The organism is Serratia sp. 3ACOL1, assembly GCF_003668775.1.
Classification (GTDB): domain Bacteria; phylum Pseudomonadota; class Gammaproteobacteria; order Enterobacterales; family Enterobacteriaceae; genus Chania; species Chania fonticola.
Map to the genome: position 1 here is coordinate 588,746 of NZ_CP033055.1, position 17,449 is coordinate 606,194.

Here is a 17,449-nt window from a genome sequence, read left to right on the forward strand (position 1 = left end):
CCATAATGAGTTAAAAGTATTCAGCAGCAAGCAGCTGATTTAAATCGTTGATGCTGGATTCCTGCCACAACTTCCCCTGCAGTGCATAATAAGGCATTTCGTCCAGCCATTTTTTTTGTTCGTGCGTTTCAACTCCTTCGATAATCACCCGGTAATGATTCAGGTGAAAAAAACGCAACAATGCGCGCATCAACCCCTCACCGCCGGGCTTTTTCATAAAGTCCCACAGCAGTTGTCGATCGAGTTTTACGAAGCGGAAACGGCTGTTATACAAGGCGGAAAACCCGGCATAACCAGAACCAAAGTCATCGAGCCAAAATGAATAATTATTCAAAGAGGGATCGTTATGGACGCGGTTTTTTACCAGCCTGCTGGCGTTCTCGTTGATTTCGAAATGCAGGCAATTCATCGCGCGGATTTTATCGGCCAACGCACCGTTTGCCAGCGCCTGCAGCGAATGGTCGTCGACATTGATGGTGGCAATGATCTGGTGTTGTTGAAACCAGTCACGGTATTTTTCTATCAATTCAATTTGTTGATGCAGGATCTCGACGCGGGTTTCCCGATCGGCCTGCTGAAAGAATTGTTCTGGAGAGAAATGCGCAAATTCGCTATCGAAAGAGAAGCGCGATAAACATTCAACGGCCAGCAGTTGCCCAGATTTGGCAAACATAGGCTGGAAAACATAATTAATGCCGTTATTTTTATCGTTAAAAGCGCTGCGCATTTCTCAATCCTTTGATTGAAATTTATCTGTATGATTTTAAACAATAAACAAAGAAATAAATGGCTGTTTATTGGTAATAATCTTATTAAAGAAAGAATCATCTTACCTGGTGGTAAATTCCTCTAAAAGATTGAAATTTCAGAGGGAACACGCTTGCGCTCAAGATGGCTGAAAGCGCATTAACAGAGTTATATTCTGGTTTTTAGGCGTTTTATCGAATTTTTTGACCGCTAAACTTGACGAATTAAGATTATTACGAACTGGGTAAATCGTCAACATCGATCGATAGGTATTTGTTGATAGTTTTTTCCTATCATGAGGGGCGTTATGAATGTTTTAAACGATTTATCAATGAGAATGTTCTTGGACTATATTTCGCCGGGCAATGGATTCATCGGGCTTCATTCCTGACAGGGAGTAGCATCGTTGAATGTACTTAACGGATGTATTAATTCACCGAGAGTCGAAAATATGAAAATCTCTAAGCTGTCCGCTGTATTAGCACTGACTGTATGCGCCACCGCCATTCCTTCTCTTTCAGCACAGGCTGCCGATGGTACTATTACTTTTAACGGTAAAGTGACCGACCAGACCTGTACTATCAGCACCCCGGGTGGTAAAGATTTTACCGTTACTCTGCCAACCGTATCTTCTTCTACCCTGAATGCAGTTAGCGCTACTGCGGGCCGTACTCCATTCGCAATCAACCTGACCAAATGCTCTAAAGGCCAGGTAGCAACCTATTTCGAACCAGGTTCAACCGTTGATTTCAAAACGGGTCGTTTGAATAACCAAACCAAAACCAATGCCGCGACCAACGTGCAAATCCAGCTGCTGGGTAGCAACAACCAATTCCTGCCAATTCTGGCTGCTACCAACAACGGCGCACAGGCCAACTCCCAGTGGGTTACCGTTGCCAATGAAGGTGATTCAGCTGACCTGAACTACTATGCGGAATATTTCGCAACCGCAGCGGCGGGCGCTGGTGATGTGACCTCAAACGTACAATACACCATCATCTACCAATAAGTTATTACCCGTCCCTTTTCTAGTTAAATGTTGTTTCCTCCCTGTGACCTTTCGGGGCGATTTTTTTCGCCCTGATAGCCTCTAATTTCAGGGAGTGAAAATCATCGGGTATTTATTCTGGCGGGTGGAAACTTTTCCCCCGCTGTATTTCTATAGTAGTGATATTAAAATGAAAAAATCGTTTAAGAAATACAGCGTATTGCTGATGGCCGTGCTTTTCAGCAGCAGCGCTTTTGCCAGCGTTATTGTGAACGGCACACGCGTTATTTATCCGGCCAAACAGCGGGAAGTGACCGTCCAACTATCCAATAATGGGACCGCCCCGGCGCTGGTTCAGGCCTGGATCGATGAGGGCAACGCCGAAACGACGCCAGAAAACAGCAAGGCTCCTTTTATTATTTCGCCTCCGATCAGCCGTATTGAGCCCAACGGCGGCCAGGCGCTGCGCGTTTCGCTGACCACTACGGCGTTGACGCAAGACAAAGAATCTCTGTTCTGGTTGAACGTGCTGGAAATTCCCCCTGCACCAACCGGAGCAGCTGCCGACACCACGCCAGAAAACTTCCTGCAGGTGGCCTTCAGAACCCGTGTGAAGTTGTTCTATCGCCCGCAAGGCCTTAGCGGCGTAGCCAATGACGCGCCAGAAAAACTGCAGTGGAGCTTCGTGGCGGGCGGTGTGAAAGTGAAAAATCCCACGCCGTTTTATGTTTCCTTCACCGAAATCAATGCCGTTGCCAATCGCAAGAAAGTCACGTTGGCACCGCATGGCGACATGCTGGCCCCTGGCCAGGAAAAAACGCTGGCCTTTACCGGTGACAGTTCGCGGATCGCTGATATTGAGTACACCACCATCAATGACTTTGGTGGCCGGGTTCAACGCAGCAAAAATCAGCAAAAGTAACTCCTGGAAAGCCCCATGCCGCGAGGTGAAGTCAGCCGGCGGGGACGCTTAATTTGGTAAAGGAATGCATGGATATGAACGAGTTACCTATCTCTGCCGCCGTAAAGTCGGCACTTTTCAATTACAGATCCATCCTGCTGTTGACCGGTAGTGCCCTTTGCCTGACCACCCCGGCATTTTCGCTGGCAGCGGCTCAAAACGATGCCAACCAGGCCGCTGCACCGGTCGAAGCCACTTTCAACAGCAATTTCCTGGTTGGCCAGGCGCAGGGCGTGGATCTTTCGCGCTTTCGTGATGGCAACCCGGTATTGGCGGGGAAATATTCTCTGGATGTTTACGTCAACGGGGAATGGAAGGGCAAAAAGAACATCGAATTCAAGAGCGTGCCGGGTAAAGACAGTGCCGATACCTGCTTTAGCCTGCTGTCTCTGGAAGAGTTTGGCGTCGATACTGCGGCAATGGGTAGCGATCCGGCGGTGACGACCAGCAGCTGCAAGCCGCTGGGGGAATGGGTGCCGGAAGCGTCTTACCGCCTCAATACCAGCACCTTGCGTATGGATGTCAGCGTTCCCCAGGTCGCGCTGCGTCGTACCGCACGTGGTTATGTCGATCCGAAATTCTGGGATCGCGGCATCACCGCTGGTTTTCTGTCCTATAACTTCAACGCCTTTAATTCGCACAGCTCCAATTCCGGTGGCAACTCGGACTCGACCAACGCTTATCTGACGATGAACGCCGGGGTGAACATTGCCGGTTGGCAACTGCGCCATGACTCTAACGTGAACTGGCGTAGTCAGGAAAGCACCCATTGGCAGAACACGGCTACCTATGCACAGCGTGCCATTCCTGCTGTGCGCGGCATGTTGACCTTGGGGGATGCCTTTACCAGCGGGGATTTCTTTGATTCGATCGGTTTTCGCGGTGCGCAACTGAGCACCGACGATCGCATGCTGCCGGACTCCCTTAACGGCTATGCACCCGTGGTGCGCGGTGTGGCACAAAGCAACGCCTTGGTGGAAGTTCGCCAGAACAACCAGTTGATCTATCAAACCACCGTAGCGCCGGGCGAGTTCGTGATTAACGATCTGTTCCCTACCGGCTACGGCGGCGATCTGGACGTCACGGTCAATGAGGCCGATGGTTCCGTGCGTCAGTTCAGCGTTCCCTATGCTTCGGTGGCACAGATGTTGCGCCCGGGGATCCAGCGCTATGCGTTAACCGCTGGCCAAGTTCGCGATGATAATTTACATACCTTGCCCGAGATGTTCCAGGCGACTTATCAGCGCGGGTTTACCAATATTCTGACCGGTTACACCGGGGCGACCGTGAGTGACGGTTACAGCGCAGTGCTGCTGGGGAGTGCGGTGGCAACACCGTTGGGGGCTTTTGCCGTCGACGTGACTCAGGCTAACACCCGCCTGAAACAGGGTGATATGTCCGGCCAGAGCTACAAAATCAGCTACAGCAAGCTGATGTCGGAAACCAACACCAACTTCACCATTGCGGCCTACCGCTACTCGACTTCCGGCTATCTGTCACTGCGTGATGCGGTGTATGCCCGTGATAACGAGAGCCGGGGCTTAAGTGCCGATGCGGTTAACCGCCAGCGCAGTGAATATCAGCTCACGCTGAACCAGGGGCTGGGTGCCAATCTGGGATCGCTGTATATCACCGGTTCGGTGCGCGATTACTGGAACCGTGGCGGTACCTCCAAACAGTATCAGGTGGGTTACAACAACTTCATCGGCCGAGTTACTTACGGTTTGTCCGCCATGCGTACCACCGATACTTATAACCACGATGAAACCCGTTACTTCCTGAACTTCTCGATCCCGTTCAACGTTGGCTCGCAAAACATCAGCCTGAACAGCGCACTGGCCTACAACGACCAAGGCTACGACAGCAGCCGCATCGGGATTAACGGCTCCACCGGGGAGGATAACAACATCAGCTACAGCGCCACTTTGGCTAACGACCAAAGCGGTGGGACCAACACCAGTGTGAATGGGGAATATCGCAGTCGCTTCGCCACCATGAACGGTTCTTACAGCTATGGCCGCGATTTCCGTCAGTCGTCCATTGGGGCTTCCGGCAGCATTGTGGCCCATAGCGGTGGCGTGACCATGACGCCTCAGCGTGGCCAGACCATGGTATTGGTTGAAGCGCCGGATGCCGCAGGGGCGATTGTTACCAACTCTCCTGGGGTGCGAATCGATGATAACGGCTATGCAGTGGTGCCTTATGTTGCCCCATACCGCATGACCAACGTCACGCTGGATCCTAATGGCATGTCACGCGATGTTGAGCTGGAAAGCAGCAGCCAGCAGGTAGCGCCTTATGCCGGTGCGATTGCCAAGCTGGAGTTCAAGACCATCAAAGGTCAGGCGCTGATTATTCATGCGCTGGGCCCGAACAACACGGCATTACCTTTTGGTGCCGAAGTATTGGATCCCCGTAACCAGGTGATCGGCATCGTCGGCCAGGGCAGCCGCATCTATCTGCGTACCGAAGCGTTACAGGGGCTGCTATTGGTGAAATGGGGTACTCAGCCGACACAACAGTGTGCCGTGAACTACCAGGCCAAAACACAAAACAGCACTGATTACGAAATTATCGAGGCGAGCTGCAAATGATCAACGTTATCCATAAATTCACCGCCATGCGCCAACGCCCTAAACAAGCCATGTTGTTTTTGTTACTGATGATGGCCGGGCAACAGGCATATGCTCAATGTCGGGTTAACACGACCAGGCCGCAGGACATCATTATGAACGTCGGCAGAGTATTGATTACGCCGAATACCAAGGTGGGCGATATCCTGGCCACCGGCAAGTTCGATATCCGCCGGGATGACAATATTTCTTGCAGCGGTAATAGCACGTTGTACGGCCGCATTTTACAAGGTGGGCCGAGTTCGATCAGTGACAAAATCTGGACCACCAACGTACCGGGGGTAGGGCTGCGGCTTTATCGCCAGATCGGCTCGCAGGAAGGTGCCTATTATCCGCACGAGATCTACCGCAACGGCGGGGTGTATCTGGCTGAGGGGTATTTTGTGGTTGAGGTGATCAAAATTGCCCAGAACACCGGTACCGGCTCGTTAGCCCCCGGGCAGTATTCTTCTTACTATGCGGATGGGACGGGTCCTTCAAGACCGATCCTGATCTCCCACGTGTTGGCGAACAGTATCACCATTGTCACCTCGTCCTGTTCGGTGGACGCCGGTTCCAAAAACAAGGTGATCAACCTGAGTACGGTGGCTACTGCGGCGTTTAAAGGCGTGGGCAGTACCGCTGCAGAGCAGGACTTTTCGATTAACATCAACTGTGTGGGGGGACGGGGACGGAACTGTTACCTGGCGGCACAGGGGAAGGGCTGGTGAACGTACGTTTTGACTATACCCGCGATGCCTCGAATGCACCGGGTGTGCTCCAGCCGGTACAGGATAGCAATGCCGCCAGCGGCGTTGGTGTCCAACTGCTGACCGGCAATAACTCAACGCCAATCACTAGCGGCACGGCGGTGTATGCCGGGCATACCATTGCCAACCAGACCAATACCATCACCTTGCCGCTCAAGGCGCGTTACTATCAGACCGCAGCGAAAATGAAGGGCGGCACCATCAAGTCGATTGCCACCTTTACCCTCGAATATAACTGATAAAACGTCCGCCAGTTCAATACGGGCGCTGTATACAGCGTCCATTTACCAAACAAAAAGGCCAATGGGTTTATATCCCGTTGGCCTGTTTGCTTTTAACGCTGGCCGACCCAGTTGGTGCAGCCTTCGTCTACGCATTGGCGTTTGTACAGTGAATGCAGGCTCGGTGTGCTGTGCCGATAGCTGTGCTCTGAGGAGAGCGCCACTTCATCTTGCTGCGGCGTGCGGCGATAGACCGCCGGCGTTTCACCAAACTGCTTTTTAAAGGCCCGGGAAAATGAAGGCTGGGAATCAAAATGGAACTGCAGGGCGATATCCAGAATGGGACGCGGCGTGGCGCGTAGTGCCTGTGCGGCCTTGGACAAACGGCGCTCGCGGATATAGCTGCCGAGTGCATGACCAGTGGTACTGCGGAACATACGTTGCAGATGCCATTTGGAGTAGCCAGATTTTGCAGCCACGTTATCCAGCAGCAGCGGTTGATCCAGGTGGTTTTCGATCCAGTTCAGCAAGTCGTGAATGATATTGGCGCGATCCATTGGTTTAATTCTCCTGCAGCGACGACATTCGGGTCACAGTCAAATGGGACTTAATAATCCAAGTTTATTCTTTGATAATAGGCGCGCCTTGGCGGTTACGCAAGGGTAAACTTGGATAATTGACGTGGCGAAAAATGCTCCGCCAGGGGTAGGGGTTTAGTTTCCCCTCACCCCAACCCTCTCCCACAGGGAGAGGGAGCTGCCCGGCGTCTCTGATGAGGCTGTGCTGCTCCGAAACGTGATGAGAAAGAAGATGGAAGAAGTATTACGCAGAAAAATCAGCGAACTCGATCGGTCCCCTCTCCTTTTGGGCTGTCTCTTATACACATCTCAAGTTGCGGTCAAATGGCCGTAATTTGAGAAACATAGCAGGCTGATTTTAAAGAGAATTTTTCCGAGTGCCCTATTGATTCACTTGAAATAATTCCCATAAAAAACAGTAAGATGCCGAGTTGTGTATAAGAGACAGCCCACAGGGAGAGGGAGTTGTCCGGCGTCGCTGATGGGGCTGTGCTGCTCCGAAACGTGATGAGAAAGAAGATGGATGAAGTATTACGCAGAAAAATCAGCGAACTCGATTGGTCCCCTCTCCTTTTGGGAGAGGGTTAGGGTGAGGGGAATGAGCCTGTTAGTTACTTGATGTTCATGGCGTCGCGCATGGTGAAGAACAGGTCGGTCTGATCGGTCAGCCCTACAATGTTGGCGGCATGTGGGCCATAGGCGGCAACGCGCAACTGAGTACCGGTATGGCCCTGGGAGCCTTCTTCCGAGTTGCCATAGCTGATGGTCATCACCGCGCCGTCTTTGGTGGTTAATGATTGGGTCAGCCCCGGCGCCTTGGCCTTGGCGGCAATAATCTGGCTGGAGTGAGCGTGGTCGGCGGTGACGATCACCAGGGTATTACCATCGGCGCGGGCGAACTCCAACGCTTTTTGTACTGCCTCATCCAGATCGACCGTTTCGCCAAACTGGCCGCATGGGTTGGCATCATGATCCTGTTTGTCGATGGACGCCCCTTCCACCTGCAGGAAGAAACCGTTCGGGTTGTTCTTCAACAGCTCGATGGCTTTCTCGGTCATCGCCGCCAGCGTTGGCACATTGGCGCCGCGCTCTGGGTTATTCTCACAGGTCACCGCAGGCTGATCGAGGTTACCGTGGTAGGACGCTTTCGGTCCCTTCCAGCGTACTGGCATATTGCCTGGCGCAAACAGGCCCAGTAGCGGCTTTTGCTGATTGGCGAGGTTAATCGCGTTCAGACTTTCGGCATCCTCCACCCATTGGTAACCCAATGCGGCGGCCTGGGCTTTCAGCGTTTTCCCCTGCCATTCGCCGCTTTTCGCCAACTGAGCGAAGGATTTTGCCCCGCCGCCCAGCGTGACGTCGGCGCGGGTTTTAATCAACTGCTCGGTGATCGATCCGTGCCCGCCCTTTTCTAGCGCGTTGCTGGCACATTGCTCACTGGTCTCCTCTGGGCCGTAGCACTTGCGCGAGGTTACGTGCGAAACCAGTGCCGCCGGTGTGGCATCTTGCAGTTCCGCCGTGGAGACGTTGCCTGTGGCTTTACCTGCGGCCTTGGCCAGTTCCAGAATCGTTGGTTGATCTTTGCCGTTCACATCCACGCCCAACGCGCCGTTATAGGTCTTGACGCCGGTAGCCCAAGCGGTGGCCGAGGCGGCAGAGTCGGTGACATAGTCCGGTTTATGGCTTTTCTTATCCAGCGAGTAGTGGGTGTATTGGCCGGTCAGCGGCAGGGCATCGATCCCTTTGAAGTAACCGCCTGCGCCTTCGGCATAGTTACGTGCGCCAGTGATTTCCGAATCGCCCATGCCGTCGCCGATCAGCAGGATCACGTTTTTAGCGGTTTTATTCGACAGCGACGCTTGCAGTGCAGCGGTTTGATCGCCTGCCAAACGGCGTGCACCGCCGGGTTCGGTAATATCGCCACGAGCCGCGCGGTTGGTGGGGGGATTATTGTCAGCGAGGGCGGCGGAACATAACAGAGCGGATAATACGGCACCGGCGATCAGGGAAACGGACTGCTGCATGGGTAGGGCTCCTTGTCGTAATACAAAAATAGGGTTGGCATTATTTTGTTACACGGGAGAGTAGAGCAGGAAAGTGACATTTTTATGACGCGTCAGGTGGGAAAAGGGATAGCCTTTCCTGGCTATCCCAATAGCTTATCAGGCTTGGCGGGCAGGAATATTGATACCGCGCTGAACGGCTGGCCTTGCCAGTCCACGTTCCAGCCATTGGCCCACGAGCGGGAAGTTGTCGAACTCCACCACGTCGCGCGCTTCATAGAAACCAATCAGGTTGCGTACCCAGCCAAGCAGGGAGATATCGGCAATGGTGTATTCCGCACCCATGATCCAATCACGCCCTTGCAGCCGTTCTTCCAGCACACCCAGCAGCCGCTTGGACTCCTTCTGGTAGCGTTCAAATGGCCGTTTGTCTTCATATTCACGTCCGGCGAATTTGTGGAAGAAGCCTAGCTGACCGAACATTGGCCCAACGGACGCCATCTGGAAAAACACCCACTGGATGGTTTCATACCGCTGGGAGGGATCCTTGGGTAGAAACTTACCGCATTTCTCTGCCAGATACAGCAGGATAGCCCCGGATTCGAACAGCGCTAACGGCTTACCGTCTGGGCCCGCAGGATCGAGGATCGCCGGGATTTTGCCGTTAGGGTTGAGCGACAGGAACTCCGGCGTCCAGGTTTCATTTTTGCCGATGTCGATCAGATGCGCCTCATAGGGCAGGCCGATCTCTTCGAGCATGATGGAGACTTTCACCCCGTTAGGGGTCGGCAGCGAGTAGAGTTGTAAACGTTCAGGATGCTTGGCGGGCCAACGTTTGGCGATCGGGAATTGGTTAATATCGGACATGATAACTCCTCGGATATGACGGGATCGTCAACAGGTAAACCCATTGAGTATGGCAGCTAAGCTAGCTTGTCAGGCATTCAAAGCGCCAGGCCAAAATGTGCGCTCAGCGCTTTTCTACCAGCGGCGGTCAGTTGCAGCTCACGGCTATCTAGCTGGCGCTGAACCCATCCACGTTTTTCAAATGCGGCCAACATGGCAGCGCCCAGAGCGCCACCGAGATGAGCCTTGCGTTCGCTCCAGTCCAGACAATCGCAGGCAAAACGCCGCCGGGTCGGGGCCGGGGAGCAGTCGACACCCAACTGTGTCAAGGCAGCCTGCCCGGACTCACTGAGCTGATAGTCGTTATCTCCGATTAGCCAGGCCCGCGCCAGCAACTGATGATGAATTTGAACCGCGATCTCACCGGCCATGTGGTCATAGCAGGTGCGTGCATAACGTAATGAGGCCGGAGTGCTGCTTTTCACCGTCGGGCGTTCTACACCGGCCAACGCCATCAGGCTTTCCAGCATATCGGCCACCGGTTTGCCCGCCAGACGGTAAAAGCGATTGCGGCCCTGTTTGACACAACCGATCAGGTTTTGCTCCTGCAAACGTGCCAGATGGCTGCTGGCGGTGGAGGCCGCGACGTCCACCGCCGCACTCAGCTCTGTTGCGGTATAGGCGCGCCCATCCATCAGCAGGCACAGCATGCGCGCTCGGGTGCGATCGGCGATAGCGGCCGTCAATGCGGCCAGGCGGTCTTCAAGCGTATTGTCATTCATACTTCGAGAGTAACCGAAGTATTGCTGCTCGTCTAACCCGACAATGGCTGTTCTCTATTCTTATCGGAAGGAAATTGCCATGACGGCCTGCCCCTTTTCTGTTGCATCGCGGCAAGCGGTGCGTGAAGCCTTAACCCATCCTCACCTCGGTGTTCGCCCCACGGATGAGCCGGTACCCACTGCTTTGATTGGGACGCCCGCTCACTCGATTTTCGCCTCTCTGGTGCGTATGAATGATGGTGCCGGGCAGCGTGAATTAAAGGGCGCGATCGAGGCGGCTCTGGCCGCGATCATAGACGATGAGATCCGCCAGACTGCGGTTTGCGTGGCTCAACGGTTAGCGGCCAGTTTGACAACGGCAGAGCAACTCACCCGGTTTAACTACGCTTTGCCGATTTGCGTACTGGCTGACTTATTGGGCGTGACACATCAGGATCGATCTACCTTGGTGGATGAGGTGTTGGACTTTGTGCGCTGTATTGCTCCTGGCGGCAGCGTAGAGCAGATGGCTGCGGGGGCGGTAGCCGCCGGGAAGTTGCAGATCCGGATGCAACGGGCAGATGGAGCGTTGTTTGAACTACTGTGCCAACACATTGGCGATCGTTCGCTGGCGATAGCCAATGCCATCGGGCTTTGGTTCCAGGCCTGTGAGGGCACCGCCGGATTAATCGGCCAGACACTGTTGCTGGCAAATCAGCGCCATCAACCGGCAGAAGCGTTGATCTTGGCGGTGTTGCAGCAAACTCCGCCGATCCATACTACCCGCAGGTTTGCGCGACAGGCTACGTTGCTTGATGGCCAACCGCTGGCGGTGGGGCAGAGCGTATTGGTGCAGTTGAAAACGCCGCAAGAGAGTTTTGCCTTTGGTCATGGTGCTCATCGCTGCCCAGGAGAACGGTGGGCACGGTTGATCGCCTTGGCGGGGATCGATCATTTATCCAAACTCAATTTTAAGCCCGAACTGTTAAGCCATTTTCGCTGGCGTGTTTCGCAAAATGCGTGTGTACCTGAATTTTATACTGCCGAGGAGAACAATCATGATCGCGGTGATTTTTGAACTACGTGCTGCCGCTGGGCAGCGGGAAACCTATCTTGAGTTGGCGGCGGAGCTGAAACCGTTGCTGGCGGAAATTGACGGCTTTATCTCTATCGAACGTTTTCAGAGCCTGAGTGAACCGGACAAGTTGCTATCGCTGTCGTTCTGGCGTGATGAGGCGGCGGTACAGCAGTGGCGCAACCTGGAGCAACACCGTCAAGCCCAGGCGCGTGGCAGGCATGAGGTGTTGGAATATTACCGGCTGCGGGTGGCCGAGGTGGTGCGGGATTATGGCTTGGAACCGCGTGAGCAGGCTCCGGCGGATAGCCGCCATTTTCATCCAGATTAAATTCGGATGGATAGCTATGTCTTGACGTGATTCATCCGCCACCATTAACCGCGCTCAGCGCGGTTTGTTATATTCAGAATGACACTTTAAAGTTCGCGATAATGACATGAGAATTTTCTGAGTAAATTGTTGATTAATCTATAGCCATAATTTATTCTATATGCGTATAAGTAAAATCTTAAGAATCCCCATATAGAAGAGTGAGCATGAGCAGTAAAATCATCTTAAATCATCATGTTATCTACGATAAAATTTCAGGCTCTCTGATAGATATCGGGAACAAGCATGATGAAATTGTCCTTACCACACCAGCGAATAACTGTTTGCAAATTCTGTTAAAAAATAAACCTGAAATTACCACACAGAAAGAATTGTTTGAGGAAGTGTGGGAAAAATATGGCATTCCAATTAACCCCAATACGCTGTACCAAAACATTGCCATGATACGAAAGGCCTTTCGGCAGTTAGGTCTTGAGGAGGATATCATTGTTACCATCCCAAGGCGCGGGATGCTGGTGGCAGATACGGTAGATATTGCTGAGTATGAAGAGTGCGTTGATAATAGGATAGACAACGAGGCTCAAACGGCCAATCTCACGTTGCCTACACCTATCCCTGATGATGGGCTAGGTGATGTCAGTAGTCATAATACTCCATTTCATTATAACCTTAAAAAGATAAGCCTGGTTTTTACCTCTGTCATGTTACTTTTTATTATTATTGCCGCATCTACTGATTTTGCTTACGGTAAATATCTCAAAACACAAAGTCGATTTTATCATTATTCGTACTGGGGGGACTATAATCAATGTCAACTCTATGTTGATGATTATTTCAAAAACAAAGTAAAAAATAATGGCGGTAACCTACCCATTAATGCTGATTTACATTGTGACAATAAAGAGCGGGTTTATATCTCACTCTATACTGGATTGCCGCGTGAGTCTTTGGTTTTTTGTGATGGCGATGCTTTAGATAAAGGAAGCAATTGTAGGTCAAGATATCGCTACTTTATTGAGAGCTAATAATGAAAAGAAAATGGTGTTTAATTATTTCTATACTATCAGTGACGGCAGTCGTTGTCGTTGTGGTTGACTATATGAATAAAAGACAGCTCCGGGATGGCATCAGCTGTTACTCACAGGTGCAATATGACTATGTCTCAGATAAAAAAACGGTTGTCATACACGCTGGGATATTTTTCTTGTTTTCAAATGGACATGGCGTGATCTCTTATAGTGGAACACTAACCGACCAAGGCAGTGAATATACTATCAAACGAGATGCTGAGGTCAGTTATACGGTGAGCAATGATAGCTCATTTCTCATCCGAACCGATAAGCTCAATGTTGCGCCATTTGATACCCTACCCGATCTATTGGCTAAAAAATACCTTTACAGCTACATCAGAGAGCAGAATGGATGGACGAATATCAGTGTTCAACGTAATGGGGGGAATGGCTATTTGATATCGACTAATCCTATCCCGCAACTTTTATGTCGGTTTATTAAGTAAACCTAAACGTAACCTTTTTTATCATCAGCTTATCCTCTCTAATTAAGGCCATACATGTTTCGCTAGTATGGCCTTTTTTATGCGTCTTAAATGCTCTTAAATAACGATTTAATATCATTTTAAAGATTCACATCCATTTGATTTATAATGAATTTATTTATTTTTACCTTACTTTTTATTTTTTAAGAAGAGTTCATTGCAGTATTTTCTCATTAGCGGCTTAAGATATTCCTCATCGCAGCTTTGTAGATGATTCTTACGGTTGTGGTGCATGAGTTGAGAAAGATGGGCGTATTAACCACTTCTTGATCAAATGAAGATTGAAATCAAAATTAACTGAATGGAAATAGTTATGAAAATGAATAAAATGGTATTGGCGATGGTGATGGCTTCCGGTATTTCTGCGTTTGGCGCGATTGCAGCAGATGATCCGGTTAAAGCTACCGATCAGGGTAGCGGTAATATTACCTTTACCGGTTCTATTATTGATGCGCCTTGCTCAATTACACCAGAGAGTTCCAACCAAACTGTTGATCTTGGCCAGGTGTCAAACTCATTACTGGCAAAGGCGGGAACTTCTACACCACGCAACTTTACCATTGATTTAGAGAAGTGTGATATTACGACGAAGAAAAACGTCGTCATCACCTTTGGTGGTTCTAAAGACGCTGAGAACGATAAGCTGCTGGGGATCACGGGTACTGCCAAAGGTGCTGGTATTGCCTTGACCGATGGTAGCGGTACGCAAATTACGCTGGGTGTGCCTTCTGCGGCACGTGGTTTGTTGGCAGGTAACAACAAACTGAACTTCTCCGCTTATCTGCAAGGTAATAAAGCCGATGGTAGCGTAACGCCGGGTGAATTCTCCAGCGTTGCCAACTTTACGCTGACTTACCCTTAATCAATGAGGAGCATAGGGTATATACCCTATGCTTCATTTTGTATGTGACTTAAATGGCGGATATTAACAATGGATTGTTATGTGTAAGCTCATCCAGACTCTGTTGTTTATGGCTCTGTTTTACTTTAATACGGTGGTATGGGCACAGGGTACGGTTAAGTTACAAGGCGCTATTCTTGAGTCTGCCTGCGCAATCTCGCCGGATAATGTTTTTCAAACGGTTGAATTGGGGACTATCCCACTAAAAACGCTTGAGCGCAACGGGATCAGCCAAGCCTATCCATTTAAAATAAGGCTGATTAATTGCGTTTTGTCCGACGATAGCGGAGACGGGAATCAGTCAATAGAAGTGACCTTTAGCCCTGGCAGTCATGGCGCTATTGAATCTTTGCAGGATCGTGGTTTTGTACTCATGGTTCAGGATGAAAAAGGCCATAAAATTACGCCTGGGGTTCCTTTGTCTGACATTCCGATTGATTCAGGTGAAATACTATTAAAATATAATGTCTTTTTAGTGGTTAATGGCAAGCAAGTGACATCGGGGAGCTACTACAGCACTATGAATATAGTCGTTAGCTATCGATGAACCTCATTTTTGCTTAAAAGTAATCTTATTTATATTTTGAAAATGGACTTTTATTTCTGGATAGAACTATGAATGGAATCAATAAGATTACTGTGGCGATTTTTATTTCACTACTGGGGTTCAGTAAGCTATCGCAAGCAATAGAATTCAACCTCGACGTGTTAGATGCAGAAGATCGAGATAACGTTGATTTGTCACGGTTTTCACGGCTAGGCTATGTGATGCCGGGCAATTATATTATGGCTGTTTATCTTAATGAACAGAACATTGCCGATCGTGAACAAACTATCCCCTTTTATGCTGACACCAACGTTGCCAATACCACCAAGCTATGCTTTCCCGCTGAGTTGGTCAGCCGGTTGGGCCTGACGGAAGAGGCCGCTAGCAAGGTCATTTTTTGGCACCAGAAAGAGTGCGCGGACTTCTCTGCATTACCGGGTTTGACGCTGAAGGGCGATATCGCCAACGGTACGCTATACGTCAGTGCTCCTCAGGCCTTTCTGGAATACAGCGATCCAAATTGGTTACCGTCGTCCCGCTGGGATAATGGTATTCCGGGGGTACTGCTGGACTATAGCCTCAACGCAGCAACCAGCAAAAGTCACCAGGGGGAAAGCTCCAGAAACGCCAGCCTTAGCGGTACCGCAGGGGTCAATATCGGGCCTTGGCGGCTACGGGGAGATTATCAGGGCAACTATGAGTTCTCCTCTGCAACACGTCAGGCGCAACGTCATTTCGACTGGAGCCGCTGGTACGCTTATCGGGCGCTACCTCGTTTGAATGCCACGCTGACGCTGGGTGAAAACTATTTTTATTCCGATATCTTCGATTCATTCCGTTTTACCGGGGTGGGTCTGGCGAGCGATGAACGCATGTTGCCGCCTAACCTGCGTGGTTATGCCCCTGAAGTCCGTGGGATTGCTAAAACCAACGCCACGGTGACGGTTTCTCAGCAAGGGCGGGTGATTTATGAAACGACTGTTGCCTCTGGACCGTTTCGTATCCGGGACTTGAACCGTGCCGTCAGCGGTAGGCTGGATGTTCAAGTGAATGAACAAGATGGCACCCAGCAAACCTTTACTGTGGATACCGCCAATGTCCCTTATCTGACGCGGCCGGGAACGGTGCGTTATAAAACCGCCGTGGGCCGTCCTTCTACCTATCAGCATGATATAGATGGGCCTTTGTTTGCTAGTGGCGAGTTCTCTTGGGGGGTAGCCAACAACTGGTCGCTTTATGGTGGTGCCGTTGGGGCTGATGATTATCAGGCCGTTTCTGTTGGGTTGGGACGGAATCTGTTTATGCTGGGGGCGTTGTCGGCAGATGTGACCCAGTCTATCGCCAGGTTGCCAGGGCTAGACGGCGAAAAGAAAGGCAAGTCCTATCGGCTGAGCTATTCCAAGCGCTTTGATGAATTTGACAGTGAGGTCACGTTTGCGGGATATCGCTTTTCTGAGCGCGATTATATGTCGATGGGGCAATACCTGGATAGCCGCTTTGGGGGGAGCACCGTCGCGCACAGTAAAGAGATGTATACCATAACGGCTAATAAAAGTTTTACGGCTGCCCAGTTGAGCCTGTATGCCACCTATACCCACCAAAGCTATTGGGATCGTCAGCCGGAGGACAGCTATAGCCTGTCGGTAAGCCGCTATTTCGATTTTATGGGGCACAAAGATCTGTCGCTAAACGTGTCTGCTAGCCGTAGCCAATATCAGCAGCGTTATAACGATGCCGTATTTGTCAGCCTGTCCGTGCCGTTGGGCAGTGGCCAGAGTTTGGGGTATAGCGGGCAGAATTCAAATAACCGCTTGAATCAGGCACTGAGTTATTCCAATAACGTCGATATCAATAATAACTACCGAATTGCCGCCGGGGTTAATAACTTGGGAGGTCAGCAAACGGCGACACAGGTGAATGGTTTTTACACTCACCGTGGTGATAACAGCGAAATCAGCTTGAATGCGGCTTACGTACAAAATGGCACCACTTCTGCCGGGCTTTCCATGCAAGGGGGCCTAACCGCAACGGCAAAAGGGGCGGCACTGCATCCAGCAGGAACTAATGGTAGTACTCGTTTGATGCTAAGCACCGAGGGAATTGCTGGTGTACCGATAGAAGGGGGCGCAGTTCGCAGTAATCGCTTCGGGATCGCCGTGTTGGCGAACGTGAATAGTTATTACCGCACGGATACCCGCGTAGATATTAACCAGCTTGCTGATGATGTAGAGGTCAGCAAAGGGGTGGTCGAATCGACGCTAACCGAGGGAGCTATTGGCTATCGACGCTTTTCCTTGCTGAAAGGTGAAAAAGCCCTGGCGGTTATTGTCATGCCTGATGGCAAACATCCGCCATTTGGGGCCAGCGTGGTTAACCCACAGGGGCGAGAACTGGCCATTGTCAGCGACGGTGGCCTGGCCTATCTATCGGGTATCACTGCCGGGGAATCACTCAGTGTGAACTGGAATGGCGCGAAAGGGTGTCAGGTATCACTGCCTAAGCCACTGCTGGTTCGGGGAAATTTATTATTACCGTGCCACATTATCAAGTAAT

General features: G+C 51.0%; 17 protein-coding genes. 12 read left to right on the forward strand and 5 right to left on the reverse strand.

The window, feature by feature from the left end; genetic code table 11:
• Nucleotides 1-10: 10 nt before the first annotated feature.
• Entirely contained in the window at nt 11-727 is a 717-nt protein-coding gene (locus tag D9980_RS02860) for an EAL domain-containing protein (RefSeq protein ID WP_024484532.1), read from the reverse strand.
• 471 nt (nt 728-1,198) lie between these two features.
• Between D9980_RS02860 and D9980_RS02865 the strand changes: the two genes are divergently transcribed.
• From D9980_RS02865 to D9980_RS26925, 5 genes are all read left to right on the forward strand, one after another.
• Nucleotides 1,199-1,756 (forward strand): fimbrial protein, encoded by a 558-nt coding sequence (locus D9980_RS02865; RefSeq protein ID WP_037412058.1) that lies wholly within the window; start codon nt 1,199-1,201, stop codon nt 1,754-1,756.
• 169 nt (nt 1,757-1,925) lie between these two features.
• A complete protein-coding gene (locus tag D9980_RS02870; RefSeq protein WP_024484530.1) occupies nt 1,926-2,657 on the forward strand; it encodes a molecular chaperone in 732 nt (243 codons plus the stop codon).
• A 74-nt stretch (nt 2,658-2,731) separates the two neighbouring features.
• Nucleotides 2,732-5,290 carry a fimbria/pilus outer membrane usher protein gene (locus tag D9980_RS02875; RefSeq protein ID WP_121606345.1) on the forward strand — a complete coding sequence of 853 codons (2,559 nt, stop codon included), beginning with the start codon at nt 2,732-2,734 and terminating at the stop codon, nt 5,288-5,290.
• A complete protein-coding gene (locus D9980_RS02880) occupies nt 5,287-6,039 on the forward strand; it encodes a fimbrial protein (protein WP_238393680.1) in 753 nt (250 codons plus the stop codon). The genes D9980_RS02875 and D9980_RS02880 overlap by 4 nt, the downstream gene beginning before the upstream one ends.
• Nucleotides 6,036-6,317 (forward strand): fimbrial protein, encoded by a 282-nt coding sequence (locus tag D9980_RS26925; protein ID WP_238393681.1) that lies wholly within the window; start codon nt 6,036-6,038, stop codon nt 6,315-6,317. Before D9980_RS02880 ends, D9980_RS26925 begins: the two co-directional genes overlap by 4 nt.
• A 95-nt stretch (nt 6,318-6,412) precedes the next feature.
• Here D9980_RS26925 and D9980_RS02885 read toward each other — a convergent pair whose 3' ends face one another.
• The 4 genes from D9980_RS02885 to D9980_RS02900 all read right to left on the reverse strand — a co-directional run bounded on the left by D9980_RS02885 (nt 6,413) and on the right by D9980_RS02900 (nt 10,508).
• On the reverse strand, nt 6,413-6,856 hold the full coding sequence (locus D9980_RS02885; protein WP_021180553.1) for a helix-turn-helix domain-containing protein: 444 nt from the start codon (nt 6,854-6,856) through the stop codon (nt 6,413-6,415).
• Nucleotides 6,857-7,488: 632 nt separating this feature from the next.
• Complete coding sequence (gene phoA, locus D9980_RS02890; RefSeq protein WP_121606346.1) at nt 7,489-8,901, reverse strand: alkaline phosphatase; 1,413 nt, start codon at nt 8,899-8,901, stop codon at nt 7,489-7,491.
• 138 nt (nt 8,902-9,039) lie between these two features.
• A complete protein-coding gene (locus D9980_RS02895) occupies nt 9,040-9,747 on the reverse strand; it encodes a glutathione S-transferase N-terminal domain-containing protein (RefSeq protein WP_121606347.1) in 708 nt (235 codons plus the stop codon).
• A 77-nt stretch (nt 9,748-9,824) separates the two neighbouring features.
• Complete coding sequence (locus D9980_RS02900; RefSeq protein ID WP_121606348.1) at nt 9,825-10,508, reverse strand: helix-turn-helix transcriptional regulator; 684 nt, start codon at nt 10,506-10,508, stop codon at nt 9,825-9,827.
• 79 nt (nt 10,509-10,587) lie between these two features.
• Between D9980_RS02900 and D9980_RS02905 the strand changes: the two genes are divergently transcribed.
• From D9980_RS02905 to D9980_RS02935, 7 genes are all read left to right on the forward strand, one after another.
• Nucleotides 10,588-11,565 carry a cytochrome P450 gene (locus D9980_RS02905; protein ID WP_121606349.1) on the forward strand — a complete coding sequence of 326 codons (978 nt, stop codon included), beginning with the start codon at nt 10,588-10,590 and terminating at the stop codon, nt 11,563-11,565.
• Nucleotides 11,546-11,893 (forward strand): antibiotic biosynthesis monooxygenase, encoded by a 348-nt coding sequence (locus D9980_RS02910; RefSeq protein ID WP_121606350.1) that lies wholly within the window; start codon nt 11,546-11,548, stop codon nt 11,891-11,893. The genes D9980_RS02905 and D9980_RS02910 overlap by 20 nt, the downstream gene beginning before the upstream one ends.
• 206 nt (nt 11,894-12,099) lie before the next feature.
• Nucleotides 12,100-12,918: a winged helix-turn-helix domain-containing protein gene (locus D9980_RS02915; protein WP_121606351.1), complete on the forward strand. Its 819-nt coding sequence runs from the start codon at nt 12,100-12,102 to the stop codon at nt 12,916-12,918.
• A gap of 2 nt (nt 12,919-12,920) precedes the next feature.
• On the forward strand, nt 12,921-13,409 hold the full coding sequence (locus tag D9980_RS02920; protein ID WP_121606352.1) for a hypothetical protein: 489 nt from the start codon (nt 12,921-12,923) through the stop codon (nt 13,407-13,409).
• 352 nt (nt 13,410-13,761) lie between these two features.
• Nucleotides 13,762-14,310, forward strand: a complete 549-nt coding sequence (locus D9980_RS02925; RefSeq protein WP_121606353.1) for a fimbrial protein — start codon at nt 13,762-13,764, stop codon at nt 14,308-14,310.
• Between the two features lie 79 nt (nt 14,311-14,389).
• Nucleotides 14,390-14,896, forward strand: a complete 507-nt coding sequence (locus tag D9980_RS02930; protein ID WP_121606354.1) for a fimbrial protein — start codon at nt 14,390-14,392, stop codon at nt 14,894-14,896.
• Between the two features lie 68 nt (nt 14,897-14,964).
• On the forward strand, nt 14,965-17,448 hold the full coding sequence (locus D9980_RS02935) for a fimbria/pilus outer membrane usher protein (RefSeq protein ID WP_121606355.1): 2,484 nt from the start codon (nt 14,965-14,967) through the stop codon (nt 17,446-17,448).
• The last annotated feature ends 1 nt before the right edge of the window (nt 17,449 follow it).

Bases quoted from the DNA above. Each gene is read 5' to 3' on its own strand.
- D9980_RS02930 (WP_121606354.1), top strand. From the start codon at position 14,390: ATGTGTAAGCTCATCCAGACTCTGTTGTTTATGGCTCTGTTTTACTTT.
- D9980_RS02920 (WP_121606352.1), top strand. From the start codon at position 12,921: ATGAAAAGAAAATGGTGTTTAATTATTTCTATACTATCAGTGACGGCA.
- D9980_RS02905 (WP_121606349.1), top strand. From the start codon at position 10,588: ATGACGGCCTGCCCCTTTTCTGTTGCATCGCGGCAAGCGGTGCGTGAA.
- phoA (WP_121606346.1), bottom strand. From the start codon at position 8,901: ATGCAGCAGTCCGTTTCCCTGATCGCCGGTGCCGTATTATCCGCTCTG.
- D9980_RS02895 (WP_121606347.1), bottom strand. From the start codon at position 9,747: ATGTCCGATATTAACCAATTCCCGATCGCCAAACGTTGGCCCGCCAAG.
- D9980_RS02865 (WP_037412058.1), top strand. From the start codon at position 1,199: ATGAAAATCTCTAAGCTGTCCGCTGTATTAGCACTGACTGTATGCGCC.
- D9980_RS02875 (WP_121606345.1), top strand. From the start codon at position 2,732: ATGAACGAGTTACCTATCTCTGCCGCCGTAAAGTCGGCACTTTTCAAT.
- D9980_RS02935 (WP_121606355.1), top strand. From the start codon at position 14,965: ATGAATGGAATCAATAAGATTACTGTGGCGATTTTTATTTCACTACTG.
- D9980_RS02915 (WP_121606351.1), top strand. From the start codon at position 12,100: ATGAGCAGTAAAATCATCTTAAATCATCATGTTATCTACGATAAAATT.
- D9980_RS02910 (WP_121606350.1), top strand. From the start codon at position 11,546: ATGATCGCGGTGATTTTTGAACTACGTGCTGCCGCTGGGCAGCGGGAA.
- D9980_RS02885 (WP_021180553.1), bottom strand. From the start codon at position 6,856: ATGGATCGCGCCAATATCATTCACGACTTGCTGAACTGGATCGAAAAC.
- D9980_RS02860 (WP_024484532.1), bottom strand. From the start codon at position 727: ATGCGCAGCGCTTTTAACGATAAAAATAACGGCATTAATTATGTTTTC.
- D9980_RS02870 (WP_024484530.1), top strand. From the start codon at position 1,926: ATGAAAAAATCGTTTAAGAAATACAGCGTATTGCTGATGGCCGTGCTT.
- D9980_RS02925 (WP_121606353.1), top strand. From the start codon at position 13,762: ATGAAAATGAATAAAATGGTATTGGCGATGGTGATGGCTTCCGGTATT.
- D9980_RS02900 (WP_121606348.1), bottom strand. From the start codon at position 10,508: ATGAATGACAATACGCTTGAAGACCGCCTGGCCGCATTGACGGCCGCT.
- D9980_RS02880 (WP_238393680.1), top strand. From the start codon at position 5,287: ATGATCAACGTTATCCATAAATTCACCGCCATGCGCCAACGCCCTAAA.